Origin of the sequence: Lysinibacillus sp. FSL L8-0312, from assembly GCF_038003285.1 — a bacterium.
Classification (GTDB): domain Bacteria; phylum Bacillota; class Bacilli; order Bacillales_A; family Planococcaceae; genus Lysinibacillus; species Lysinibacillus fusiformis_D.
Genome location: NZ_JBBOOV010000001.1, coordinates 3460151 through 3485273 on the forward strand (window position 1 = coordinate 3460151; position 25123 = coordinate 3485273).

The following is a 25123-nucleotide window of genomic DNA, read 5'->3' on the forward strand; positions in this document are numbered from 1 at the left end:
GTAATCAATTAAAGGGGTTATACAATGACAAAATTCCGTACTGAGGAAGAAGTGCTTGAGCATTATGATTCTTCAAAATATCAAACACCTGATGGATATACCGCAGATATTGCCATTTTTACAATTACGTCAGAGAAAACAGAAGAAAAGGCGCCGCCCAACATGACGCTTAAGATTATGCTAATTAAGCGTGCGGCTAAGGATGCTGATGGAAATCCGAATATTGAAGGAGGGAAATGGGCACTCCCAGGAGGATTTGTAGATGCCGATCAAAAAGAAACAGCCTATATCGCAGCTAAACGAGAATTAAAAGAAGAAACCAATGTTGAAGGTTTGCATGTTCAACACTTTGGTGTTTATGATCAAATCGATCGAGATCCTCGTGGTTGGATGATCTCAAATGCATTTTACGCAATTGTTCCTGAGACATATATTGAACAACGTCAAGCAAATGATGATGCGGCTGAGGTAGAACTGTTTGATATAGAAAGTGTATTTACACTTCAACTAGCCTTCGATCATAGAAAAATTATTACAGATGCGTTGAATTTTATTAAAAGAGATATGATTCAAACAACCGTTGCTAAAAATTTTTTACCACAAGCATTCACTTTGTCAGAATTACAGCGAGTACTTTTAACAGTTGGGGAAGATCCTCGAATTTCTAATGATTCGGTGTTCTTTACAAAAGCACCCAAATTACCTTTTATCGAAAAAATATTAGATGAGGAAGGCAAACCGAAGAAAACCAAACGAAATTCATTCAGACCTTCGCAACTATATAGATTTAATAATTTTGAAATGGTGGAGTCCATTTATCATTAGGAAAGATCCGTCTTTCCTGATTGTTTTAAATGTAGTAATTTGTAATTTAGCTATTACTAATTAAAAACGGAGTGATGAGATGATGAAAAAGCGAGCATTAATTAATATTGATTATACAGTTGATTTTGTTGCATCTGATGGAGCCTTAACTTGTGGAGAGCCTGGCCAGCTGCTTGAGCAAGCAAATGTAGGCTTAACGAAGGAATTTATATTGAATGGTGAGTTTACGGTGTTTGCCATCGATGTTCATGAACGAGGAGATGTTTATCATCCAGAAACAAAGCTATTTCCACCACATAATATTCGAAATACAAAAGGCAGAGATTTATTTGGCGCTTTAAAACCGTTGTACGAAGCACATAAAGAGCAGGATCATGTCTATTACATTGATAAAACGCGCTACTCAGCTTTTGCAGGGACAGATTTAGAGCTGAAACTACGTGAAAGAGGCATTACTGAGCTTCACTTAATCGGCGTTTGTACAGATATCTGTGTTCTTCATACAGCAGTCGATGCTTATAATAAAGGGTTCGAAGTCGTCGTTCATAAGAATGCTGTCGCCTCCTTTAATCAAACAGGCCATGAGTGGGCGTTAGGACATTTCGAGCATACACTTGGCGCCACTGTGATTTGACATGAATGGAGGGAAAAACATGAAATATGCTGACGATAGTTTTATGTTACACACAGATCTATATCAAATTAATATGGTTCAAACTTACTGGCAAGATGGGGCTCATCAACGCAAAGCTGTTTTTGAGCTATATTTTAGAAACCTTCCATTTGGCAATGGGTATGCGGTATTTGCAGGCTTAAAAAAAGCTATCGAGTTTATTAATAACTTCGGTTTCTCTCAAAGTGATATTCAATATTTACGAGAAGAAGGAAAATATCCAGAGGAATTTCTTCAATATTTACAGGAGCTTAAGTTTACTGGATCGATTAAGGCGATGAGGGAAGGAGAACTAGTCTTTGCGAATGAGCCTATCCTACGAATTGAAGCCCCATTGGCAGAAGCCCAATTAATTGAAACCCCTTTGTTAAATATTGTGAACTATCAAACGTTGATTGCGACAAAGGCTTCACGCATTAAACAAGTGACAGGTGAGGATGTCGTGATGGAGTTTGGTACTCGACGTGCACATGAATTTGATGCAGCTATTTGGGGAACTCGTGCTGCCTATATAGGTGGATTCTCTTCAACAAGTAATGTAAGAGCAGGAAAATTATTCGGTATCCCCGTGTCAGGAACGCATGCCCATGCAATGATTCAAACCTATCGGGATGAGTACACTGCATTTAAAAAATATGCAGCGGCACATAAAGATTGTGTATTTTTAGTAGATACCTATGATACGTTACGTTCGGGCGTTCCTAATGCGATTCGTGTAGCAAAGGAGCTAGGAGATCACATTAATTTTATTGGTATTCGTTTAGACAGTGGTGATCTAGCATATCTTTCAAAACAGGCAAGAAAAATGCTAGATGCTGCAGGATTTACAGAAGCAAAAATTATGGCTTCGAATGATTTGGACGAATATACAATTATGCATTTAAAGTCGCAAGGTGCACAAATTGACGCTTGGGGAATCGGAACGAAGCTTATTACAGCCTATGATCAGGCAGCTCTTGGCGGGGTATATAAATTAGTTTCAATTGAAAACGAAAGTGGAGATATGGTAGATACCATTAAAATTTCAGCAAATCCTGAAAAAGTGACTACACCAGGGCGTAAACGTGTTTACCGTATTATTAATATGGATAATGGTCATGCTGAAGGAGACTATATTGCATTAGAGGGAGAAAACATAGAGCAAGAAGAAAGATTGAAAATGTTCCACCCTGTTCATACGTATATTAGTAAATTTGTAACGAATTTTTTTGCAAAAGATTTACATGAAAGCATCGTAGAAAACGGAAAAGTAGTTTATGAGGAACCTACAATTCAAGAAACACAAGCATATGTGAAAGAAAATTTACATTTACTGTGGTGTGAATATAAACGAACAATGAATCCCGAAGAGTATCCTGTCGATTTAAGTCAAGCATGTTGGGACAATAAAATGGCAAGCATACAGGACATAAAAGAAAAAATTTCACAAGATAGGAGGTAGTTACAATGGCGAGAATAGGTATTTATGGTTCATCCTTTGATCCTATTACCAATGTTCATCTTTGGACAGCAAGCACAGTCGCACACCGCTGTAAATTAGATAGAGTCATTTTTTTACCTTGTTCAAACAAACGTAAAGATAAAACGATAAAAACAGCAGATACTCATCGTTGGAATATGCTACAGCTGGCCATTGCTAAGGATGATCGTTTTATTGCAGATTCCTATGAGATGGACCAAGAAGGCTGGAACATCTATACTTATGACACGATGAAATACTTTAGAGAAAAACATCCAGAGGATGAATTGCATTTTATCATGGGCGCTGATTTATTAGTGGATATCGGCGCGGGATTGTGGAAAAAAGGTGACGCATTAGTTGCGGAGAATAAATTTATTGTAATGGCTAGACATGGCATCGATATGCTATCAACGATTAGTCGTTCTCCCATTTTAAGAAATAATGATGATGGTAGATTCCATCTGATAGATAAAGGGCTAGCGATGGAAATTAGCTCTACTTATATTCGTGAGGAATTTGCGATGGGGGGAGAGCCGAGATACCTCTTGCCTACTGCTTGTTACGACTATATTAAAGAGCATCATCTTTATCAAAAATAGTGGAATTATTTTTTTAAGTGTGGTTGGATGCCGCACTTTTTTTAATTTTGAAAAGATGGTGAATTTCATCATATGTAGCTCTAGGTAAGCTATAATAAAAATAGCAATGGAATACACCCTTTTTGCTGACGATAATTACAATGATTAATGTTAGAAAGGAATTCATGGATGTGCAGCTTACATTAACATTTCTTATTTTAGGAGCAACAATTTTTGCATTTGTGACCAATAAAATACGAGCAGATCTTGTAGCGATTGTGTCACTTCTAGCATTTGTCATTGCGGATATTCTAACGCCAACGGAGGCATTAGCTGGTTTTTCAAACTCTGTCGTTTTAATGATTGCAGGGCTATTTGTCGTGGGCGCTGGAATATTACGCACAGGTCTAGCAGGAATGGCAGGGCAACTCTTACTTAAATGGTCGGGCAATAGTGAGCTGAAATTATTTGTGCTACTGCTTATTATTGTAGGATCTGTTGGTGCCTTTATGAGCAATACTGGTACCGTAGCATTAATGATGCCAATCGTTGTAAGTATAGCGATTAGTATGAAAGTTAGTCCGTCTAAGTTTCTACTCCCACTCTCATATGTAGCAAGTCTTTCTGGTCTGATGACACTGATTGCGTCACCAACCAATTTAATTGTCAGTCAGTTATTGGTTGATCGAGGCTATAATAAACTTGGCTTTTTTGAAGTGACCCCTATTGGTATTGTAGGGATGATTGCTGGAATTACTTATTTAGTGCTTGTACGTAATATTCTATTACCAAAGGATCAAAATCGTACACAAACAAATGAAGGCTATAAACTTTCACCAAAAAAAATTATTAAGCAATATGATTTAAATAATCGTCTATTTAAAATCGCTGTTCCTGAAGACTCACCGATTATTGAGACATCTTTAGCAGAGTTAAAACTGCCAGCTAAGTACACGCTCTGTATGATGAAAATTCATCGTAAATCACAGGAGGGTATCAATTTACTGCCGATGACATATCAGGAAATGGCAGGTCCAACTAGTGTCATTCATGCCAAGGACGAGCTGTATGTTCAAGGAGAAGTAGAGGATATTCGTCGTTTTGTTGAGGATTATCATCTTGAGATGCAAGGGTTAGTGGAAGGAGAAGCTGATGAATTGGTATCGAAACATCTCGGTATTGCAGAGGTGTTGCTGACACCTAATTCGAGTTTTATTAATGAAACTGTTAGCTCTCTTGGATTTAGGGAAAAATATAATTTAAATATCATTGGCATTAATCGCAGAGGTGGTTATAAGCTTCAGGATATGGTTTCTCATAAATTGAAATTTGGAGATGCCATATTAGTACAGGGAGCATGGGATGAAATTCTCTTGTTAGCAAGAGAGACCCAGGATGTCGTGGTTGTCGGTCAGCCTAAAGAACACGCGAGTGTGGCAGCCGCTACAGGTAAAGCTGGTATTGCCGGTTTAATTATGCTGTTGATGATTATTTTAATGGCATTCGAAGTTTTCCCAGCTGTGATCTCAGTAATGATTGGTGCTGTGTTGATGATATTAACAGGCTGTTTACGAAACATGGAAGATGCCTATAGCAATATGAATTTTGAAAGTATTGTGCTGGTGGCTGCAATGTTGCCAATGGCAACGGCGTTAGAAAAAACTGGAGGCATGGCCATTTTATCGGATGGTATTATTAATGCCTTGGGTGATTTTGGACCATATGGCGTGCTCATTGGTATTTATATTTTAACAGCTATATTTGGTCAATTTATAAGTAATACGGCAACTGCTGTATTGTTCGCGCCCATAGCAATGAGTGCAGCCATTGCTATGGAAGTTAGTCCTACAACATTTATGATTGCAGTAGCGGTTGCGGCAAGTATGGCATTTGCTACGCCAATTGCTTCCCCTACGAATGCGCTAGTAATGACGGCGGGGGGCTATAAATTTATGGATTTTGTAAGAATAGGGATACCATTACAAATTGTTATGTTTATCGTTATGATGATTGCCATCCCATTCTTTTTCCCGTTTTAAAAACTCGGTTTCTATACCGAGTTTTTTATTTTATATAAAGATCTATTATTTTTTATCGAAAAGTATGATAAAATTCTTTTTTAGATAGCGGTATAACATGGCACTCACTTGTGAAAATTGAATTTTAGGTTGTCATTATTTTTACGGGTATATATAGGAAGTTTTTCATTACCAAGAAAAAAGTTAAATTTTTTTCATGAAAAGTGTTGACCTTTTAAAAATAAGAGTGTAGTATTATACAAGTCGCCACGGTGACACGCTAAAACAAAGCAAAACATGAACCTTGAAAACTGAACAAGCAAAACGTAATCAATAAAGTTTTCAGTAACTAACTTCGGTTAGTGAACGAAACAAAATTTTGGACATCAAAATGATGCCAGCAAAACAATTTGAGCTATTCAAATTTCTTTTATGGAGAGTTTGATCCTGGCTCAGGACGAACGCTGGCGGCGTGCCTAATACATGCAAGTCGAGCGAACAGAGAAGGAGCTTGCTCCTTCGACGTTAGCGGCGGACGGGTGAGTAACACGTGGGCAACCTACCTTATAGTTTGGGATAACTCCGGGAAACCGGGGCTAATACCGAATAATCTGTTTCACCTCATGGTGAAACACTGAAAGACGGTTTCGGCTGTCGCTATAGGATGGGCCCGCGGCGCATTAGCTAGTTGGTGAGGTAACGGCTCACCAAGGCGACGATGCGTAGCCGACCTGAGAGGGTGATCGGCCACACTGGGACTGAGACACGGCCCAGACTCCTACGGGAGGCAGCAGTAGGGAATCTTCCACAATGGGCGAAAGCCTGATGGAGCAACGCCGCGTGAGTGAAGAAGGATTTCGGTTCGTAAAACTCTGTTGTAAGGGAAGAACAAGTACAGTAGTAACTGGCTGTACCTTGACGGTACCTTATTAGAAAGCCACGGCTAACTACGTGCCAGCAGCCGCGGTAATACGTAGGTGGCAAGCGTTGTCCGGAATTATTGGGCGTAAAGCGCGCGCAGGTGGTTTCTTAAGTCTGATGTGAAAGCCCACGGCTCAACCGTGGAGGGTCATTGGAAACTGGGAGACTTGAGTGCAGAAGAGGATAGTGGAATTCCAAGTGTAGCGGTGAAATGCGTAGAGATTTGGAGGAACACCAGTGGCGAAGGCGACTATCTGGTCTGTAACTGACACTGAGGCGCGAAAGCGTGGGGAGCAAACAGGATTAGATACCCTGGTAGTCCACGCCGTAAACGATGAGTGCTAAGTGTTAGGGGGTTTCCGCCCCTTAGTGCTGCAGCTAACGCATTAAGCACTCCGCCTGGGGAGTACGGTCGCAAGACTGAAACTCAAAGGAATTGACGGGGGCCCGCACAAGCGGTGGAGCATGTGGTTTAATTCGAAGCAACGCGAAGAACCTTACCAGGTCTTGACATCCCGTTGACCACTGTAGAGATATAGTTTCCCCTTCGGGGGCAACGGTGACAGGTGGTGCATGGTTGTCGTCAGCTCGTGTCGTGAGATGTTGGGTTAAGTCCCGCAACGAGCGCAACCCTTGATCTTAGTTGCCATCATTTAGTTGGGCACTCTAAGGTGACTGCCGGTGACAAACCGGAGGAAGGTGGGGATGACGTCAAATCATCATGCCCCTTATGACCTGGGCTACACACGTGCTACAATGGACGATACAAACGGTTGCCAACTCGCGAGAGGGAGCTAATCCGATAAAGTCGTTCTCAGTTCGGATTGTAGGCTGCAACTCGCCTACATGAAGCCGGAATCGCTAGTAATCGCGGATCAGCATGCCGCGGTGAATACGTTCCCGGGCCTTGTACACACCGCCCGTCACACCACGAGAGTTTGTAACACCCGAAGTCGGTGAGGTAACCTTTTGGAGCCAGCCGCCGAAGGTGGGATAGATGATTGGGGTGAAGTCGTAACAAGGTAGCCGTATCGGAAGGTGCGGCTGGATCACCTCCTTTCTAAGGATTATTTCGGAATACAAACCTAGGGTTTGTAAGATTACGTTTTGCGTTCAGTTTTGAAGGTTCATTCTTCTTGAATGAAAAGCTTCAAAACTTGTTCTTTGAAAACTGGATAAAACGACATTGAAATTGTAACAAACACATTTATTTTTTTTAAGTTTTTTATAGGCTTAATAACATTAAGAGGTTTCCGATATTTTTATTGAAAGCCGTTAGGTTAAGTTATTAAGGGCGCACGGCGAATGCCTTGGCACTAGGAGCCGAAGAAGGACGGCACTAACACCGATATGCTTCGGGGAGCTGTAAGTGAGCTTTGATCCGGAGATTTCCGAATGGGGGAACCCACTACGTTTAATCGCGTAGTATCTTGACGTGAATACATAGCGTCTTGAAGGCAGACCCAGGGAACTGAAACATCTAAGTACCTGGAGGAAGAGAAAGAAAAATCGATTCCCTGAGTAGCGGCGAGCGAAACGGGAAGAGCCCAAACCAAGAGGCTTGCCTCTTGGGGTTGTAGGACACTCAATACGGAGTTACAAAAGAGCGAGTTAGATGAAGCGACTTGGAAAGGTCCGCCAGAGCAGGTAAAAGCCCTGTAGTCGAAAGTTCGTTCTCTCCTGAGTGGATCCTGAGTACGGCGGAACACGTGAAATTCCGTCGGAATCCGGGAGGACCATCTCCCAAGGCTAAATACTACCTAGTGACCGATAGTGAACCAGTACCGTGAGGGAAAGGTGAAAAGCACCCCGGAAGGGGAGTGAAAGAGATCCTGAAACCGTGTGCCTACAAGTAGTTAGAGCCCGTTAATGGGTGATAGCGTGCCTTTTGTAGAATGAACCGGCGAGTTACGATTACGTGCGAGGTTAAGCTTTAGAAGGCGGAGCCGCAGCGAAAGCGAGTCTGAATAGGGCGAAATAGTACGTGGTCGTAGACCCGAAACCAGGTGATCTACCCATGTCCAGGGTGAAGGTAAGGTAACACTTACTGGAGGCCCGAACCCACGCACGTTGAAAAGTGCGGGGATGAGGTGTGGGTAGCGGAGAAATTCCAATCGAACTTGGAGATAGCTGGTTCTCTCCGAAATAGCTTTAGGGCTAGCCTCGTGATGAGAATACTGGAGGTAGAGCACTGTTTGGACTAGGGGGCCATCCCGGTTTACCGAATTCAGACAAACTCCGAATGCCAGATATTTATACACGGGAGTCAGACTGCGAGTGATAAGATCCGTAGTCAAAAGGGAAACAGCCCAGACCACCAGCTAAGGTCCCAAAGTAATCGTTAAGTGGAAAAGGATGTGGCGTTGCACAGACAACCAGGATGTTGGCTTAGAAGCAGCCATCATTTAAAGAGTGCGTAATAGCTCACTGGTCGAGTGACGCTGCGCCGAAAATGTATCGGGGCTAAACGATTCACCGAAGCTGTGGATTGACATCTACGATGTCAGTGGTAGGAGAGCGTTCTAAGTGCGTTGAAGTCAGACCGGAAGGACTGGTGGAGCGCTTAGAAGTGAGAATGCCGGTATGAGTAGCGAAAGACGGGTGAGAATCCCGTCCACCGTATGACTAAGGTTTCCTGAGGAAGGCTCGTCCGCTCAGGGTTAGTCGGGACCTAAGCCGAGGCCGATAGGCGTAGGCGATGGACAACAGGTTGATATTCCTGTACCACCTCCTCACCGTTTGAGAAATGGGGGGACGCAGTAGGATAGGGTAAGCGCGCTGTTGGTTATGCGCGTCCAAGCAGTAAGGCGTGTGTGTAGGCAAATCCGCACACTGTAACGTTGAGCTGTGATGGCGAGTCCGTATGGACGAAGTTCCTGATTTCACACTGCCAAGAAAAGCCTCTATCGAGGTGAGAGGTGCCCGTACCGCAAACCGACACAGGTAGTCGAGGAGAGAATCCTAAGGTGTGCGAGAGAACTCTCGTTAAGGAACTCGGCAAAATGACCCCGTAACTTCGGGAGAAGGGGTGCTCTTGAGCGTGCAAGCGCATGAGAGCCGCAGTGAATAGGCCCAGGCGACTGTTTAGCAAAAACACAGGTCTCTGCAAAACCGTAAGGTGACGTATAGGGGCTGACGCCTGCCCGGTGCTGGAAGGTTAAGAGGAGTGGTTAGCGCAAGCGAAGCTGCGAATTGAAGCCCCAGTAAACGGCGGCCGTAACTATAACGGTCCTAAGGTAGCGAAATTCCTTGTCGGGTAAGTTCCGACCCGCACGAAAGGCGTAACGATCTGGGCACTGTCTCAACGAGAGACTCGGTGAAATTATAGTACCTGTGAAGATGCAGGTTACCCGCGACAGGACGGAAAGACCCCGTGGAGCTTTACTGTAGCCTGATATTGAATTTTGGTACAACTTGTACAGGATAGGTAGGAGCCAGAGATCTCGGAGCGCCAGCTTCGAAGGAGGCGTCGGTGGGATACTACCCTGGTTGTATTGAAATTCTAACCCATGCCCCTTAGCGGGGCAGGAGACAGTGTCAGGCGGACAGTTTGACTGGGGCGGTCGCCTCCTAAAAGGTAACGGAGGCGCCCAAAGGTTCCCTCAGAATGGTTGGAAATCATTCGTAGAGTGTAAAGGCACAAGGGAGCTTGACTGCGAGACCTACAAGTCGAGCAGGGTCGAAAGACGGGCTTAGTGATCCGGTGGTTCCGCATGGAAGGGCCATCGCTCAACGGATAAAAGCTACCCCGGGGATAACAGGCTTATCTCCCCCAAGAGTCCACATCGACGGGGAGGTTTGGCACCTCGATGTCGGCTCATCGCATCCTGGGGCTGTAGTCGGTCCCAAGGGTTGGGCTGTTCGCCCATTAAAGCGGTACGCGAGCTGGGTTCAGAACGTCGTGAGACAGTTCGGTCCCTATCCGTCGTGGGCGTAGGAAATTTGAGAGGAGCTGTCCTTAGTACGAGAGGACCGGGATGGACACACCGCTGGTGTACCAGTTGTCTTGCCAAAGGCATCGCTGGGTAGCTATGTGTGGACGGGATAAGTGCTGAAAGCATCTAAGCATGAAGCCCCCCTCAAGATGAGATTTCCCATTACGCAAGTAAGTAAGATCCCTCAAAGACGATGAGGTAGATAGGTTCGAGGTGGAAGTGTGGTGACATATGGAGCTGACGAATACTAATCGATCGAGGACTTAACCAAAACGTTTGAAACATTCAATGAACCGTTTATCCAGTTTTGAAAGAACAACTCTTTCAACTGAATAAGTGAAGTGATGATGGCAAAGAGGCCACACCCGTTCCCATACCGAACACGGAAGTTAAGCTCTTTAGCGCCGATGGTAGTTGGGGGCTTCCCCCTGTGAGAGTAGGACATCGCTTCGCTTATTTTTCGTGGAGGATTAGCTCAGCTGGGAGAGCATCTGCCTTACAAGCAGAGGGTCGGCGGTTCGAGCCCGTCATCCTCCACCATTATTTTTAAAACAGTATAGTATTATCGCGGGGTGGAGCAGTGGTAGCTCGTCGGGCTCATAACCCGAAGGTCGTTGGTTCAAATCCAGCCCCCGCAACCAAATGGTCCCGTGGTGTAGCGGTTAACATGCCTGCCTGTCACGCAGGAGATCGCCGGTTCGATCCCGGTCGGGACCGCCATTTTTTTTTTGCCGGTGTAGCTCAGTTGGTAGAGCAACTGACTTGTAATCAGTAGGTCGTGGGTTCGACTCCTATCGCCGGCACCATTCCCTTGGAGGGGTAGCGAAGTGGCTAAACGCGGCGGACTGTAAATCCGCTCCTTAGGGTTCGGCGGTTCGAATCCGTCCCCCTCCACCATTTTAGGGGCATAGTTCAACGGTAGAATAGAGGTCTCCAAAACCTTTGGTGTGGGTTCGATTCCTACTGCCCCTGCCAGGTATTGAGGTACTCGTTCATATACAGCTGTTATAATTTATATAGTGGCGATTGTGGCGAAGTGGTTAACGCATCGGATTGTGGTTCCGACATTCGTGGGTTCGATTCCCATCAGTCGCCCCATTTTCAAATTGGGGTATAGCCAAGCGGTAAGGCAACGGATTTTGATTCCGTCATGCCTAGGTTCGAATCCTAGTACCCCAGCCATTTTTCTTTTTTACGAGCCATTAGCTCAGTTGGTAGAGCATCTGACTTTTAATCAGAGGGTCGAAGGTTCGAGTCCTTCATGGCTCATCGTTTTTTAATGAATATTGCGCCCGTAGCTCAATTGGATAGAGCGTCTGACTACGGATCAGAAGGTTATGGGTTCGACTCCTGTCGGGCGCGCCAATAAATTTATGTTTTCGGAATGTAGCTCAGCTTGGTAGAGCACTTGGTTTGGGACCAAGGGGTCGTAGGTTCGAATCCTGTCATTCCGACCATTTTTTATGATAAATGGGGCCTTAGCTCAGCTGGGAGAGCGCCTGCCTTGCACGCAGGAGGTCAGCGGTTCGATCCCGCTAGGCTCCACCAGTTCAATATTTTTGGAGGTATACCCAAGTCTGGCTGAAGGGATCGGTCTTGAAAACCGACAGGCGGGTAACACCGCGCGGGGGTTCGAATCCCTCTACCTCCTCCATTTTGGGTCAGTAGCTCAGTTGGTAGAGCATTAGATTGAAGCTCTAAGTGTCGGCGGTTCGATTCCGTCCTGACCCACCATTATTTGCGGGTGTAGTTTAATGGTAAAACCTCAGCCTTCCAAGCTGATGTCGTGAGTTCGATTCTCATCACCCGCTCCAAAATGGGCCTATAGCTCAGCTGGTTAGAGCGCACGCCTGATAAGCGTGAGGTCGATGGTTCGAGTCCATTTAGGCCCATCATTATTCCGAAGTAGCTCAGTTGGTAGTAGCACCTGACTGTTAATCAGGTTGTCGCAGGTTCGAGTCCTGCCTTCGGAGCCACGGCCCGTTGGTCAAGTGGTTAAGACACCGCCCTTTCACGGCGGTAACACGGGTTCGAATCCCGTACGGGTCATCAAGCATGTAGCACAAATATTGTGTTACATGCTTTTTCTTTTATCAATAAATGATACATTAGTAAAGAGTGAAAGCTACGAATCCGCTATCAATGGTTCAGTAGCTTTTTTACATGACTAATATTTTGTTTCTCCTTTCTATAAGATGTCGCCCACCTCTTTTCCTTCTTCATTCACAATATCTTCTAATCATGATTCGATTCATTATAAATTTGAACAAACTATTTCATATATGCAATATGTATGTTTTTTTATAGCTATTTTCGTGGTGCTTGTCGTTTTGTTCCTCTAATATGAGGATAAGTGGAGGAATCGAAATGAATATACAGGAGATCCAGCAATTTTTAAGTTTATATCAGACAGAACAAGATGAATCAGAGCGTTGGTTAGCGAATAGATTACAACAGATTAAGAATGCAGGTGAGTACGACCCAACAACAGAGGAGCTAGCTTTTGGTGCACGGGTGGCGTGGCGTAATAGTAACAAATGTATTGGTCGTCTGTTTTGGCAATCATTGCATGTAGTAGATGCACGTGCCGTTTTAGATGAACAGGATATTTTTCAAAAACTACTGGAGCATATCGATTATGCAACAAATAGTGGAAAAATCCGTCCAACAATAACAGTATTTGCTTCGAACAGAGTGCGTATATGGAATCATCAGCTAATTCGTTATGCAGGCTATGAAACGGAAGCTGGCGTTATTGGTGATGCACATTCTATTGTTTTTACTAAAGTATGTGAATCGTTAGGTTGGAAAAGTGAGAGGACACCATTCGATGTGTTACCTCTTGTTATACAAGTAGATGAGCGAGCTCCGCAGCTGTTTACAATTCCTGTAGAATATATTTTAGAGGTGCCAATTCGTCATCCAGAGTCAGTGGATGTAGAGAAATTAGGAATGAAATGGTATGCTGTACCCATAATTTCAAGTATGCGTTTTCAAATGGCAGGCATTGATTTCCAAGCCGCACCCTTTAATGGCTGGTATATGGGGACAGAAATCGGTGCACGTAATTTAGCAGATCATGACCGTTATAATATGCTACCAGCTATTGCGGAGGTTTTTAATCTTGATACAACCAAGCAAGCTTCACTTTGGCGTGATCGTGCATTAGTGGAACTTAATATTGCTGTCCTTCATTCTTTTAAAGAACAAGGCGTGAGCATTGTCGATCATCATACAGCTGCTCAGCAGTTTAAATTGTTTGAAGAAGCAGAGGAATCAGCAGGACGAGACGTTACAGGCAACTGGACATGGCTAATCCCACCACTTTCGCCCGCAACGACTCATATTTTCCATAAACCTTATGTCAATATTTATCATACACCCAATTATTTTTATCAAAAACCATGCTATTAACTGATTGTGGAGAGGACGAAACGCTATGTTGAATGAGCAAATTCCGAGTATCCCGTGGTTACAATTGACGACACCTTATGGAAGAGGAACGGCTATCCCTCAGCTGATTGAACAGGAGCAATATATAGAGCTAGCTGAGTTAGTGGAGCATCAAGGTACACTATGGCAGGTCACACCATGGGCTTTGCTTGTCCTTCTAAAAAAGCTTGCTAGCAAAAATACCGGGGATGTCTCTGTACAAGAAGTAGAGCTTTATTTAGCTGTGGCACATGCAATTTCTGAAGATTATCTAGACCCATCATATTCAGTTCAAACTATGCAGGAGCTGTTAGATGTCAAATATTTATGGATGGATCACGAAGAGAATGATGAGCTGGAATGGGAGGAGGAAACGCCAAAGGGTTATGAGCAGAAAGCTTTTGTAAGCTATTATTATTTTAGTTATATACTCTTACAAGAGGCTGTTCCTATTTTTGCAGCAGTTATAGCTCACAACAAAGAAACAGCAGACCGTCTTACTGAACTGCTAACCTTACTACAGCAATTGGACAAATAAAACGTCTATACCTATATAGAAGTAAAGCAGATGGGAAATATGAGCAGTTATCCCATCTGCTTTATTTTAATGGACATATTCGTCTTTAGAAGCTCTCATTGAGCAAAAGAAAAGAATGGTCGCCACAGCTACAAAGAGCCAACCAGCAATATTCCAGCCACCAAATAAATCATGTAAGTAGCCAAAAAGAATAGGGCCAATGGCGGCAAATAAATAACCTAATGATTGTGCAAAGCCTGATAAATCTGCTGCCTCAAATGCCGTGCGTGTACGAAGTGTAAAGAACATCATCGCTAAGGCAAATGAAGAACCTCCTGCTAAACCTAAAAGAATCATCCACAGTACCCCAAGACTTGTCCACTCCATGACAACTCCAGTAAAGCCTATTAAATAGAAGAATGTAAACATCACTACAAGAGGTCTTTGAGAAGCCATTTTACTTGCAATGATAGGCACAGCCAATGCCATTGGTACTTGTGAAAATTGCATGATAGAAAACATCCAACCAGCTTTGTCAGGAGCCAATCCCTGGGCGATGTAGATTTCGGGAATCCAAGCAGCAGTCGTATAAAATAATAAAGACTGTAATCCCATTGCACCTGTGACAGCCCAAGTAACAGGTGACTTCCATAAGGGTGTACTCGTCATTTTAGAGGTAGTGGCTGGCTCAGGTTTATTTGATTTCAATTGAGGTATCCAAATTAAAATCGTTACGACCACTAGTACAAGTGCAATGGACAGCGCTCCTTGCCAGCCAAATGATGAATTGGCTATAGGATAGCTAATACCTGCGCCAAGCCCAGCCGTTAAGTTCATCGACATAGTGAAAAATGCCATTAATAAACCAACATGGTATGGAAATTTTAATTTTAATAATCCTGGAATCAGCACATTTCCAAATGATATGGCTATGCCGATGAGTACAGTACCAAATACAAGTAACCCCGTTGTACCAAGGGAACGTAGAACAATCCCCAAGGCTAATAAAATAGTGGATAAAAATAGTGTTAGCTCAAGCCCTAGTTTGCGTGCTACAACGGGCGCAAATGGTGAGATGGTAGCAAAAGCGAGCAATGGAATCGTTGTTAGAAAGCCTGCAAGTACATTAGAAATACCAAGATCGTCACGGATAAATGATATAATAGGGCCAACAACAGTTAGTGGCATTCTTAATGTAGAGGCTATAAAGATAACTCCGAAGACTAAAAGTAAGGTTGTTCCCCTCCAGCTAATTTTTTTACTCGGAAAACTAGCGGAATGATCATTTGTAGTCAAAATAAATCCCCCTGTTCGTAACCGCTCTAATTGAACTACTATAACACTTTAACAAACTAATAAAAATAGTAGAAGATTCACAAAATACAGAACATTTATTGTTATATTGAAATGTCAAAGGTCTTATGCTAATATAATAAGCATCATAAATTTAATAATTATATGCCTCATGTTTGTATTGAGGTAGAGGTCGCGATATTTATAAGTATGCTAATGGAAATGACAAGCATTGATGAGATTAGCTGAAAGGGAATATTGCCGAAGTGTGAGGGGACTTGAAAACCTCATGCTGGGGCTGTCTCCGAAAGGAACAGAACTGTCACGTTTGCACAACGTGTTGAGCTATCATTTAGGAAAAACTGAGGATTAACTTAGCCATCACAGTGTATATGTGATGGCATTTTTTTGCCTCGTAAATAGGAAGGAAGCTATATCGTGAGTGAAATAAAAGTAAATCAGCTCGGACATAAAGCGCCAAAGCTGAAAAAAGAATTGAAAAGCCGTCATATCACAATGATTTCTTTAGGCGGTACAATTGGTACGGGACTATTTTTAGCCAGTGGTGGTGCCATTGCACAAGCTGGACCTGGTGGTGCATTGCTTGCCTACGCCCTAATCGGTATTATGGTGTACTTTTTAATGACAAGCTTAGGGGAAATGGCTGCCTATATGCCATCATCCGGTTCATTTAGTACGTATGCAACAAAATTTGTAGATCCAGCACTAGGCTTTGCATTAGGCTGGAACTATTGGTATAACTGGGCAATCACTATTGCAGCAGAAATTGCGGCAGTATCCTTAATTATGAAATATTGGTTCCCTGATAGTTCATCAGCCCTTTGGACAGTATTATTTATTGCTGTTGTACTGTCATTTAATTTACTTTCTGTAAAGAGCTATGGAGAAAGTGAATATTGGTTTGCGATGATTAAAGTAGTGACAGTCATTGTTTTTATTATTATCAGTTTATTAATGATTTTTGGTATTTTAGGTGGACAGGCGCCTGTAGGCTTTACTAATTTCTTTATTAGTGATGGACCATTTCACGGTGGCTTCCTAGCTACATTTGGAATTTTCCTAGCAGCCGGATTTTCATTCCAAGGAACAGAGTTACTTGGGATTACAGCAGGTGAAACAGACGATCCAGGAAAAAATATTCCAAAGGCTGTTAAATCCGTATTCTGGCGTATTCTTTTGTTTTATATTTTAGCAATTGGTGCAATCGGAATGTTGATTCCATTTACAGATGAACGCTTATTATCAGAAGATATCGCAGTATCACCGTTTACATTAGTGTTTGACCGCTTAGGTATTGCATTTGCAGCTTCGTTAATGAATGCCATTATTTTAACGGCTATGCTGTCAGCTGGAAATTCAGGGCTTTATGCATCATCACGTATGCTATGGCAATTAGCAGTGGATGGACATGCGCCTAAGTTCTTCACAAAGCTAAGTCGTCGAGGAATACCAATTTATGCATTGATGGCAACATTAGCTGTAGGTTGCTTAGCTTTTTTAGCGTCTTTCTTTGGTGATGGCGTTGTTTATATTTGGCTGTTAAACGCCTCTGGTATGTCTGGTTTTATTGCATGGCTCGGCATTGCCTTTAGTCATTATCGCTTCCGTCGTGCATTTGAGGCACAGGGCCTAGATCCAAAGCTATTACCTTATAGAGCAAAATTGTACCCGTTTGGACCACTATTTGCCTTTACTGTTTGTATGATTGTGGTCATTGGGCAAAATTACACGGCCTTTACGGGAGACCAAATTGATTGGTATGGGATATTAGTTTCTTATGTTGGAATCCCACTATTTTTACTGTTATGGTTTGGCTACAAAATCAAGCACAAAACAAAAATGCTTTCACTTCAAGAATGTGATTTAAAAGTGGAAGATTAAATAGTAGGGCTGTTCTGTAAACTAATGAATGATTGGTTTATGGGACAGCTTTTTATGTCTTAATCGTCGTTAACTAGCCATTCGAAAGTCGATGTCTAATCAAATAAAAAACAGGTACCCATTCTTGAACTGCCCCGTAATAGTTAGAAATCAAACTTTTACGGGGCAGTTCATCTCGAGTACCTGATTTTTATTATCCAAATATTGTTTCCCACAGTAAGTAAATATTCAATGTCACAACGATAACAACAACAAACCAACCTAAAAACGTTGTAATACGGTGATTGACTAAACTGCCCATGATGTTTCGTTTGCTTGTAAACATCACAAGAGGGACAAGAGCAAATGCAATACCGAAAGATAAAACAACCTGACTTAGAACGAGCGCATAGGTTGCATTCACGCCTGAAGCAATAATGACTAGAGGCGGCACCATAGTAATCGCTCTACGTAAATAAAGTGGTATTTTTCTTTGAATGAATCCTTGCATGACTACATCACCTGCTAACGTCCCGACAGAGGAGCTAGCTAGCCCGGCAATAAGTAAACCAAGACCAAATGAAATAGCAGCCATGGGGCCGAGCGCATCTTTTAAGCCATTGTAGGCAACATCTAAATCTTCTACAACCACGCCTTGTGTGTGGAAGACTGCTGCAGCAATGATCAGCATGCTCATATTAATCGCTCCGGCAATAATCATAGCGATGATAATATCGATAAATTCAAAACGGAAAATACGTTTTTTTTCATTTTCATTCCGACCAACAATACGATTTTGCGTTAACGATGAATGTAAGTAAATAGCATGAGGCATGACAGTTGCTCCTAAAATACCTGTTGCTAATAATAGTGAATCTACACCTTCAAACTGTGGCGTGAACATGCCAATCGCTACATCGCCCCATTCTGGCTGTGCTAAAAATGTTTGGAAGGCAAATGCTAAGACAACAATTAACACCATGCCCGAAATACCGGCTTCAAAGGCTCTAAATCCTCTTCTTTGAAGTTCTAAAATAGCAAATGAACCAACTGCCGTAATTAATGCTGCGGGCAGCATAGGGATATTGAAGAGCAAGTAAAGCCCTAATGCTGCACCAATAAATTCAGCGAGATCTGTAGCAATGATGACCAATTCAGCCTGTATCCATAAAAAGATGGATGTTTTTTTAGAAAAATGCTCGCGTGCTACTTCAGGCAAGTTTTTACCTGTCGCAATTCCAAGCTTGGCAGATAAGGATTGAATTAACACGGCCATTAAATTAGAAAAGGCTATAACCCAAAGTAGCAGGTAGCCATATTGAGAGCCTGCTGTAATATTTGTAGCAAAATTACCAGGATCGATATAGGCGACGGCTGCAATAAATGCAGGTCCTAAAAATGGTAAAAAGCGTCGCCAACCTTTTATATCTCCATCTAAAACCGCCTCGGCAGACGATTTTGTGACTCGTTTGTAAACCATATTGTTCCCTCGTTTCAAAAAGTATCATTAACGAAATAAAGTTTCCTATAGGAAAATAAGATATTAGTATTCTAACGCTAGGAATCAAAAAAGTGAAGTGGTTTGCTTTAAGTTTCTATAAGTATGTGCCATTCTCATCATTTTCTAATTAGACTTTCACCACCAGCATCGTTTACGATGAAAAGAAAAGATGAAGGACGGATTCGACATGACCAATCGAATTTTAATTATAGAAGATGAAGAAAATATTGCGAGAGTGCTACAGCTTGAGCTTCAATTTGAAGGCTTTGAGGCGGAAATGGCTCATACAGGGACAGATGGTTTGCTTCGTTACCGTGAACAGCCATGGGATTTGATCCTACTTGATGTCATGCTGCCTGAGATGAGTGGCATTGATGTGCTAAAGCGGATTCGTGCAACGGAATCCCAGACACCTGTTATTATGCTTACTGCCAAAAGTGAGGTGGAGGATAAAGTAAAAGGATTGGATTTAGGAGCCAATGATTATGTGACAAAGCCGTTTGAAATTGAAGAATTGCTGGCGCGTATTCGCAATGCTTTACGATTTTCACAAAAGGCTAGTTCAAAACAAGTTGCCCTTGCATTTGGACACTTATCGATAAACGAGCAAACAAGAGAGGTCGTATATTTTAATAAAGATATTCAACTGACACCTCGTGAATATGATTTATTGTTCTATTTACTAAAGCATCCTAAACAAGTACTGACTAGGGAACAGCTACTAGAGGCTGTATGGGGCTATGACTATTATGGGGATACAAATGTTGTGGATGTCTATATTCGCTATGTACGACAAAAGCTTGAAGCTGCTAATGCAACGCCTATTATCCAAACAGTTCGTGGAGTTGGCTATGTGTTGAAGGAACATCGTGATGAGACTTAAAACAAAAATTCATCTACTTACAACATTGCTGATGCTAGTAATATTAGTGGCCACAAACAGTGGAATTTATTTATTGTATGAGAAATCTGCCTATGATACGGAATATCATCAGCTTCAAACACGTGCCAATGATTTAAGCTCCACATTCAGTCAGTTAAATGCTCAAACTAACCTACAGCAAGTATTAAGAGCCTATATGCCGACAGATGGTGCCGTCTACATTTATGATGGAGAGCGTTTAAAAACAAAGGTTCAGGCTACCCTTGACATGCCAGAAGGCCCTTCCATTACCTATACAATGCCTGCTATTTGGATAGACGGAACGGTTGTGGATATCACATTACAGCAATCCATGGAAGAAGTAGAACGGACATTAAGTTTGCTAAAGGTTATATTGATTATTGTATCTGTTATTGCAACGATTCCTATTTTCTTAGCAAGCCTAGTACTTGGGCGACTTATTTTATTACCGCTAGAACGTTTAAATGAGACTATGCGAAAAAGTGCATCGACAGGAAAATATGAAAAAATGGATATACCAGTAAAAGGTGGGGATGAGTTAACAAACATTAACCGTACTTTTAATATGATGATGGAAAAGCTTGAACAGCATTATCGAAAGCAAGAAGAATTTGTATCGAATGCTTCCCATGAATTGAAGACACCCATTACGGTTATTGAAAGCTATGCAAAATTACTGCTCAGAAGAGGTTTTGACAATCGGGAAGTTGCACAGGAATCATTACTAGCTATTGCCAATGAATCATCACGCATGCATGAAATGGTGCTGCAATTGCTAGAACTAGCTAAAAATAATGAGCATCTGGACATTCATTTTGAACAGCTAGAGCTCGCGCCGTTCTTGAATAAAGTGGCTTCCCAAATGCAGCATGCGTATCATCGAGCATTTATAGTTGATGTGAAGAAGCCAAGTTTTGTTTATAGTGATGAAAAAATATTAAAGCAACTACTCTTTATTTTGCTGGATAACGCTAGGAAATATAGTGAGGAGGAAGTGCATATTCTCGCAACAGAAACAGCTAATCATGTATGCATTACCATCCAAGATTTTGGTATTGGTATTCCAGCGGAGCATATTCCACATTTGTTTGAGCGATTTTATCGTGTAACAGGAGATCGTAACCGTAAGACAGGTGGTTCTGGGCTAGGACTTGCCATAGCGCATGGGCTTGCAGAACAATTGGGGATAATGATGGATGTAAAAAGTACAATTGGAGAAGGGTCAAGCTTTACCTTATGTATACCAAAGGAGGGACAACAATGAGAAAGTGGCTGTTGATAATTGTTGTGATTGTCCTTCTCGGTAGCGGAACGTTTTGGTTTATTCAAACGCGTTATTTTCAAGTCGAGCCTCTTAGCGAAGCGGAGGCCATTCGCCATGTTGAAACAATCTATAAAGGTCATGTTACTCAGGTGAAGAAACAAGGAAAAACCTATGAAATGCTCTTTACGCGAGATCATATCAAGTATGGAGCTGTGCTCGATGCTACGACACAACAGGTGACTGATTTAAAAATAAAAGAAGGACAAAGTAAATTACTGTTAACAGAAAAGCAAATCAGGCAGATGGTTAAACAGGAATATGGAGATGTAGAAAGTGTTATGTTAACAGATTCCATTTATACAGTGCGAGTTGAAAAAGATAGCAAGCAAAAAGATATCACACTTGATGGCTATTCCGGTGAAGTATTATCGGAGAAAATGGTGGAGCCACAAGAACAATCTGTAGAAGGGCCTATTATTACTGAGCAGCAAGCCGTTCAAATAGCACTGGAGCAATTGAAGGGAGAGGTGGATTCAGTCGATTTTGAAGAAACCTCAGAGGGTGGTTACTATTTAGTTGAAATTGAAACACAGGATGACGAAGCCACTTTTCAAATTCATGCCGTTTCAGGAAAAGTTCTGTCTGTTACATGGGATGACGAACAATAAATCATTTCTCATGAAATTCTAATGTTCCTCTTATAGTTCTATCATCTTCGCTTGCTAAGCTAAGAATAGATAAAACAAAGGAGAGATGAATATGAAAAAAATAATTATGATTCCAGCATTGGTAGTTACTCTTGGGGTTGGAGCAGCAATTGGCTCGACAACTTTATTATCAGGAAATGCGCAAGAAAATAAGGTATTAACAATGCAGCAGATTGAGAAGAAAGCATTAGCAATAGTTGATGGGACTGTTGCGGATATCGAATTTGATCAAAATCAATTCCGCTCTATTTACGAAGTAGAGGTGCATACCGAGACAGCGGAACATGATTTAAAATTTGATGCTTATACGGGAAAATTACTGAAGCAGAAAAAAGAGCGTCGAGATGACGATGATTGGGATAATTACATTTCTGTTAGCACGCCAACAGCGAAAATTATTACAAAAGAACAGGCTATCGAAACAGCCTTAACGAAAGCAAAAGGTACCGTGACAAAAATTAAGCTGGATGATGGCTTATATGAAATAGAATTGAAAGATGGTCAGTATGAATATGAAGTAGATGTGGATGCAATGACAGGGAACATTGTTGATTTTGAACAAGATATAGAAGACTAAAAGAGCGAGCTGTCTTAAAAGTAGAGCATACTTTTAAGACAGTTTTTTGTTGTAGCGAGAGTATTGGCAGCAATGACGAGTATTAACATATGCTCGAAAAAAGTCTATGTTTTTCACTCGTGAAAATGAAAAATTTTCTTCTTTACTTTTTCAATCAGCAGGCGTAATATGACATCATTATAAAAGTTTCAAATTTCTAAATCGCTGAAGCAACTAAACGCGGGGGAACCAATTTTGATGTATGGCATAAGCCATTCTTGGGGTGAATCTCTTCCATTTGGAGGGGTAGGGCTACTCAGGCCCGAATCCGACAGCTAACCTCGTAAGCGTTAAGAGCAGAAAAGTGGAGCTTGGCAGACGGATGAACGTCTACAAGTCTTATTTAGTGATGACTTGTAGACGTTTTTTGATGTTATTTAGAGAGGCGAAACACATTCTATGAAACTAGAAGGTGTTTATCAATGAAATCCTCATTCAAACGTTATGTAATCGGCAAACCATTAAGATCCGATGAGTTAGGGGAACAAAAGCTTAGTAAAGCAAAGGCATTGGCAATCTTATCGTCCGATGCTTTGTCTTCAGTAGCCTATGGACCAGAACAAATTTTAATTGTTCTTATGACAGTGGGCACACTTGCCCTTTGGTATTCTTTACCGATTGCCGTTGGAGTGGTCGTTCTGCTTGTGGCACTGATTTTATCTTATCGTCAGGTTATTTTTGCTTATCCACATGGTGGTGGCGCTTATGTAGTATCGCGAGAAAATTTAGGAGTGAATGCAGGTCTTGTAGCTGGAGGCTCTTTGCTTGTTGATTATATTTTAACAGTAGCAGTTAGTGTTTCAGCAGGTACAGATGCTATTACATCGGCATTTCCAAGCCTTAATCCATACAATGTACCCATTGCTATCGTTTTTGTGATTTTCTTAACAATTTTAAACCTACGAGGTGTAACAGAGTCAGCCTCTATCTTGGCATACCCAGTCTATCTATTTGTAGGCGTTATGCTCTTGTTAATTGGGATTGGGCTCTATCAGGTTACAACTGGTCAGGTGCCAGCAGAGCTGCATCCAAAGGTTGGTACACCAGTGGCAGGGATTAGCTTATTTATTTTATTAAAGGCATTTGCCTCAGGTAGCTCAGCGTTAACCGGGGTAGAAGCTATTTCTAATGCTATTCCTAATTTTAGAAATCCTGCTCCTAATAATGCAGCAAAAACACTTTTAGCGATGGGCGCCATTTTAGCTGTTTTATTTATTGGTATTGTAAGCCTAGCTTATTTTTATGGGGTTGCCCCAACAGCAGAGGCAACAGTAGTTTCCCAACTGGCAGAAGCTAGTGTTGGTCGGAATTTCCTTTATTATATTGTACAGGGGACTACGGCAATGATTTTAGTACTTGCCGCAAACACAGGGTATTCAGCCTTTCCATTGCTTGCTGTGAATTTATCGAAGGATGGTTTTATCCCAAGAATATTCCAAATTCGTGGAGATCGTCTTGGTTATTCAAATGGCATCATGATGCTAGGTGTTGCGGCCATTGTCTTAATTATTCTTTTTGATGGAGCCACAGAGCATTTAATTCCGCTATATGCAGTTGGGGTATTTATTCCGTTTACATTAGCGCAAACGGGAATGATGCGAAAATGGTGGCGCGAAAAACCTAAAGGTTGGGTAGCAAAATTTTCTATCAATACAATTGGAGCAGCGATCTCTTTCATTGTAGCTATGATGTTCTTTGTGACAAAAATGCCCCAAGTATGGCCAGTGTTCGTCTTTTTACCAATCATTATTTTTGTATTTCATCGGATTAAGCACCATTATCAAGCCGTTGGAGAACAATTGAGATTGAATCAGGAGGAGCTGACTACTATTGAGGGAAATGTGTTCATTGTGCCAGTCGCTGGTATAACAAAGGTAGTTGAAAACTCTCTTCATTATGCTAAATCACTTAAGGTGGATAAAGTGATCGCCTTTTATGTAGCTTTCGATCAAGCAGAAGCAAAAGCTTTTGAAGAGAAGTGGAACGCATGGCAACCTGATGTACGGTTAGTGACTTACTATTCACCATATCGTAGCATTACACAGCCATTGATGAAATTTATTGATAAAGTAGAGCACCATTGTACTAAAACAAATCATAAAGTGACGGTTGTGATTCCTCAATTTCTACCGAAAAAAGGGTGGCATCATATGCTACACAACCAATCGAGTCTACTCATTCGTACGACACTGTTATTTCACAGAAATGTCGTCATTATGACAGTCCCTTTTCATTTATCAAAATAATGCTAGCAAGCTAGAAAATAGTCTGTTATAATCAGTACGTTGATTGAAAACACGAACGTTTGCAATTGAAAAGTTGCGAAATACCATTAAATTCCGAAAAATCAAACTTTATTTCGTAAAAGTTATAGGTTCTTGCCGAATAAAGTGATAAATTGGATATTCTGATAGTTTCATACAAATCCACTCATATAATAGCGAGAATAGGGCTCGCAAGTTTCTACCGATTTACCGTAAATAAATCGACTATGGGTAGCAATGCTTTTAGAGAACTTCAATTATAATGATGTTTTCTATTCGTTTCGACGTTTTTACGCTGAATGCTTTGCTCCACTCGTAGCTGAATGGAAACA

At 41.8% G+C, this 25123-nt stretch carries 15 protein-coding genes, 18 tRNA genes, 3 rRNA genes and 3 riboswitches; of the genes, 34 read left to right on the plus strand and 2 right to left on the minus strand.

Features of this window, described 5'->3' with window-relative positions:
* Window positions 1-24 precede the first annotated feature (24 nt).
* The 28 genes from MHI22_RS17375 to MHI22_RS17510 all read left to right on the plus strand — a co-directional run bounded on the left by MHI22_RS17375 (window position 25) and on the right by MHI22_RS17510 (window position 14382).
* Window positions 25-825: an NUDIX domain-containing protein gene (locus tag MHI22_RS17375; protein ID WP_058844641.1), complete on the plus strand. Its 801-nt coding sequence runs from the start codon at window positions 25-27 to the stop codon at window positions 823-825.
* A 79-nt stretch (window positions 826-904) separates the two neighbouring features.
* Window positions 905-1459 (plus strand): cysteine hydrolase family protein, encoded by a 555-nt coding sequence (locus MHI22_RS17380; RefSeq protein ID WP_036125125.1) that lies wholly within the window; start codon window positions 905-907, stop codon window positions 1457-1459.
* 19 nt (window positions 1460-1478) lie between these two features.
* Window positions 1479-2939 carry a nicotinate phosphoribosyltransferase gene (locus MHI22_RS17385; RefSeq protein ID WP_036125128.1) on the plus strand — a complete coding sequence of 487 codons (1461 nt, stop codon included), beginning with the start codon at window positions 1479-1481 and terminating at the stop codon, window positions 2937-2939.
* 5 nt (window positions 2940-2944) lie between these two features.
* Complete coding sequence (nadD, locus tag MHI22_RS17390; RefSeq protein ID WP_101967047.1) at window positions 2945-3559, plus strand: nicotinate-nucleotide adenylyltransferase; 615 nt, start codon at window positions 2945-2947, stop codon at window positions 3557-3559.
* 164 nt (window positions 3560-3723) lie between these two features.
* The gene (locus tag MHI22_RS17395) at window positions 3724-5577 is read left to right on the plus strand and encodes an SLC13 family permease (protein WP_340812721.1); all 1854 of its coding nucleotides are present in this window, start codon (window positions 3724-3726) and stop codon (window positions 5575-5577) included.
* 408 nt (window positions 5578-5985) lie between these two features.
* Window positions 5986-7537, plus strand: a 16S ribosomal RNA gene (locus MHI22_RS17400).
* 218 nt (window positions 7538-7755) lie between these two features.
* Window positions 7756-10683, plus strand: a 23S ribosomal RNA gene (locus MHI22_RS17405).
* 66 nt (window positions 10684-10749) lie between these two features.
* A 5S ribosomal RNA gene (gene rrf, locus MHI22_RS17410) occupies window positions 10750-10865 on the plus strand.
* The 16S, 23S and 5S rRNA genes sit together here with 18 tRNA genes alongside, the layout of an rRNA operon.
* 11 nt (window positions 10866-10876) lie before the next feature.
* Window positions 10877-10952, plus strand: a tRNA-Val gene (locus MHI22_RS17415).
* A 26-nt stretch (window positions 10953-10978) separates the two neighbouring features.
* Window positions 10979-11053: transfer RNA gene (locus MHI22_RS17420), tRNA-Met, on the plus strand.
* Window positions 11054-11056: 3 nt separating this feature from the next.
* Window positions 11057-11132: transfer RNA gene (locus MHI22_RS17425), tRNA-Asp, on the plus strand.
* A gap of 10 nt (window positions 11133-11142) precedes the next feature.
* Window positions 11143-11218 (plus strand) — tRNA-Thr (locus MHI22_RS17430).
* A 7-nt stretch (window positions 11219-11225) separates the two neighbouring features.
* Window positions 11226-11309, plus strand: a tRNA-Tyr gene (locus MHI22_RS17435).
* Between the two features lie 4 nt (window positions 11310-11313).
* Window positions 11314-11387, plus strand: a tRNA-Trp gene (locus MHI22_RS17440).
* A gap of 47 nt (window positions 11388-11434) precedes the next feature.
* Window positions 11435-11510: transfer RNA gene (locus MHI22_RS17445), tRNA-His, on the plus strand.
* A 9-nt stretch (window positions 11511-11519) separates the two neighbouring features.
* Window positions 11520-11594, plus strand: a tRNA-Gln gene (locus MHI22_RS17450).
* A 14-nt stretch (window positions 11595-11608) separates the two neighbouring features.
* A tRNA-Lys gene (locus MHI22_RS17455) sits at window positions 11609-11681 on the plus strand.
* 19 nt (window positions 11682-11700) lie between these two features.
* Window positions 11701-11777: transfer RNA gene (locus MHI22_RS17460), tRNA-Arg, on the plus strand.
* Between the two features lie 15 nt (window positions 11778-11792).
* Window positions 11793-11869: transfer RNA gene (locus MHI22_RS17465), tRNA-Pro, on the plus strand.
* Between the two features lie 15 nt (window positions 11870-11884).
* Window positions 11885-11960: transfer RNA gene (locus MHI22_RS17470), tRNA-Ala, on the plus strand.
* Between the two features lie 13 nt (window positions 11961-11973).
* Window positions 11974-12066, plus strand: a tRNA-Ser gene (locus MHI22_RS17475).
* A gap of 4 nt (window positions 12067-12070) precedes the next feature.
* Window positions 12071-12146: transfer RNA gene (locus MHI22_RS17480), tRNA-Phe, on the plus strand.
* Window positions 12147-12152: 6 nt separating this feature from the next.
* Window positions 12153-12226 (plus strand) — tRNA-Gly (locus tag MHI22_RS17485).
* 4 nt (window positions 12227-12230) lie between these two features.
* Window positions 12231-12304 (plus strand) — tRNA-Ile (locus MHI22_RS17490).
* Window positions 12305-12311: 7 nt separating this feature from the next.
* Window positions 12312-12388: transfer RNA gene (locus tag MHI22_RS17495), tRNA-Asn, on the plus strand.
* Window position 12389: 1 nt separating this feature from the next.
* Window positions 12390-12461 (plus strand) — tRNA-Glu (locus MHI22_RS17500).
* A gap of 318 nt (window positions 12462-12779) precedes the next feature.
* Entirely contained in the window at window positions 12780-13826 is a 1047-nt protein-coding gene (locus MHI22_RS17505) for a nitric oxide synthase oxygenase (protein ID WP_089934917.1), read from the plus strand.
* 25 nt (window positions 13827-13851) lie between these two features.
* Entirely contained in the window at window positions 13852-14382 is a 531-nt protein-coding gene (locus MHI22_RS17510; protein WP_058845205.1) for a hypothetical protein, read from the plus strand.
* 66 nt (window positions 14383-14448) lie between these two features.
* On the opposite strand, the gene MHI22_RS17515 is transcribed toward MHI22_RS17510, so the two are convergent.
* The gene (locus tag MHI22_RS17515) at window positions 14449-15657 is read right to left on the minus strand and encodes a CynX/NimT family MFS transporter (RefSeq protein WP_058845206.1); all 1209 of its coding nucleotides are present in this window, start codon (window positions 15655-15657) and stop codon (window positions 14449-14451) included.
* A gap of 176 nt (window positions 15658-15833) precedes the next feature.
* A riboswitch (Lysine riboswitch) is annotated at window positions 15834-16010 on the plus strand.
* Window positions 16011-16092: 82 nt separating this feature from the next.
* Between MHI22_RS17515 and MHI22_RS17520 the strand changes: the two genes are divergently transcribed.
* A complete protein-coding gene (locus tag MHI22_RS17520) occupies window positions 16093-17556 on the plus strand; it encodes an amino acid permease (RefSeq protein WP_036122023.1) in 1464 nt (487 codons plus the stop codon).
* Window positions 17557-17749: 193 nt separating this feature from the next.
* Here the strand turns inward: MHI22_RS17520 and MHI22_RS17525 are convergent, their stop codons facing one another.
* Window positions 17750-19015: an Nramp family divalent metal transporter gene (locus MHI22_RS17525; RefSeq protein WP_036122019.1), complete on the minus strand. Its 1266-nt coding sequence runs from the start codon at window positions 19013-19015 to the stop codon at window positions 17750-17752.
* A 208-nt stretch (window positions 19016-19223) separates the two neighbouring features.
* Between MHI22_RS17525 and MHI22_RS17530 the strand changes: the two genes are divergently transcribed.
* From MHI22_RS17530 to MHI22_RS17550, 5 genes are all read left to right on the plus strand, one after another.
* A complete protein-coding gene (locus MHI22_RS17530) occupies window positions 19224-19919 on the plus strand; it encodes a response regulator transcription factor (protein WP_089934923.1) in 696 nt (231 codons plus the stop codon).
* Entirely contained in the window at window positions 19909-21204 is a 1296-nt protein-coding gene (locus tag MHI22_RS17535; protein ID WP_058845208.1) for a sensor histidine kinase, read from the plus strand. The genes MHI22_RS17530 and MHI22_RS17535 overlap by 11 nt, the downstream gene beginning before the upstream one ends.
* Window positions 21201-21872, plus strand: coding sequence for a PepSY domain-containing protein (locus tag MHI22_RS17540; protein ID WP_058845209.1), 672 nt, complete (start codon window positions 21201-21203; stop codon window positions 21870-21872). Before MHI22_RS17535 ends, MHI22_RS17540 begins: the two co-directional genes overlap by 4 nt.
* Window positions 21873-21963: 91 nt before the next feature.
* Window positions 21964-22488: a PepSY domain-containing protein gene (locus MHI22_RS17545; protein WP_340812423.1), complete on the plus strand. Its 525-nt coding sequence runs from the start codon at window positions 21964-21966 to the stop codon at window positions 22486-22488.
* A gap of 192 nt (window positions 22489-22680) precedes the next feature.
* Window positions 22681-22831: riboswitch (cyclic di-AMP (ydaO/yuaA leader) on the plus strand.
* A 118-nt stretch (window positions 22832-22949) separates the two neighbouring features.
* Window positions 22950-24773 carry an APC family permease gene (locus tag MHI22_RS17550; RefSeq protein WP_340812424.1) on the plus strand — a complete coding sequence of 608 codons (1824 nt, stop codon included), beginning with the start codon at window positions 22950-22952 and terminating at the stop codon, window positions 24771-24773.
* A gap of 164 nt (window positions 24774-24937) precedes the next feature.
* Window positions 24938-25039, plus strand: a riboswitch (purine riboswitch).
* Window positions 25040-25123: the final 84 nt, after the last annotated feature.

Bases quoted from the DNA above. Each gene is read 5' to 3' on its own strand.
- MHI22_RS17375 (WP_058844641.1), top strand. From the start codon at position 25: ATGACAAAATTCCGTACTGAGGAAGAAGTGCTTGAGCATTATGATTCT.
- MHI22_RS17380 (WP_036125125.1), top strand. From the start codon at position 905: ATGATGAAAAAGCGAGCATTAATTAATATTGATTATACAGTTGATTTT.
- MHI22_RS17385 (WP_036125128.1), top strand. From the start codon at position 1,479: ATGAAATATGCTGACGATAGTTTTATGTTACACACAGATCTATATCAA.
- nadD (WP_101967047.1), top strand. From the start codon at position 2,945: ATGGCGAGAATAGGTATTTATGGTTCATCCTTTGATCCTATTACCAAT.
- MHI22_RS17395 (WP_340812721.1), top strand. From the start codon at position 3,724: ATGGATGTGCAGCTTACATTAACATTTCTTATTTTAGGAGCAACAATT.
- MHI22_RS17505 (WP_089934917.1), top strand. From the start codon at position 12,780: ATGAATATACAGGAGATCCAGCAATTTTTAAGTTTATATCAGACAGAA.
- MHI22_RS17510 (WP_058845205.1), top strand. From the start codon at position 13,852: ATGTTGAATGAGCAAATTCCGAGTATCCCGTGGTTACAATTGACGACA.
- MHI22_RS17525 (WP_036122019.1), bottom strand. From the start codon at position 19,015: ATGGTTTACAAACGAGTCACAAAATCGTCTGCCGAGGCGGTTTTAGAT.
- MHI22_RS17530 (WP_089934923.1), top strand. From the start codon at position 19,224: ATGACCAATCGAATTTTAATTATAGAAGATGAAGAAAATATTGCGAGA.
- MHI22_RS17535 (WP_058845208.1), top strand. From the start codon at position 19,909: ATGAGACTTAAAACAAAAATTCATCTACTTACAACATTGCTGATGCTA.
- MHI22_RS17540 (WP_058845209.1), top strand. From the start codon at position 21,201: ATGAGAAAGTGGCTGTTGATAATTGTTGTGATTGTCCTTCTCGGTAGC.
- MHI22_RS17545 (WP_340812423.1), top strand. From the start codon at position 21,964: ATGAAAAAAATAATTATGATTCCAGCATTGGTAGTTACTCTTGGGGTT.
- MHI22_RS17550 (WP_340812424.1), top strand. From the start codon at position 22,950: ATGAAATCCTCATTCAAACGTTATGTAATCGGCAAACCATTAAGATCC.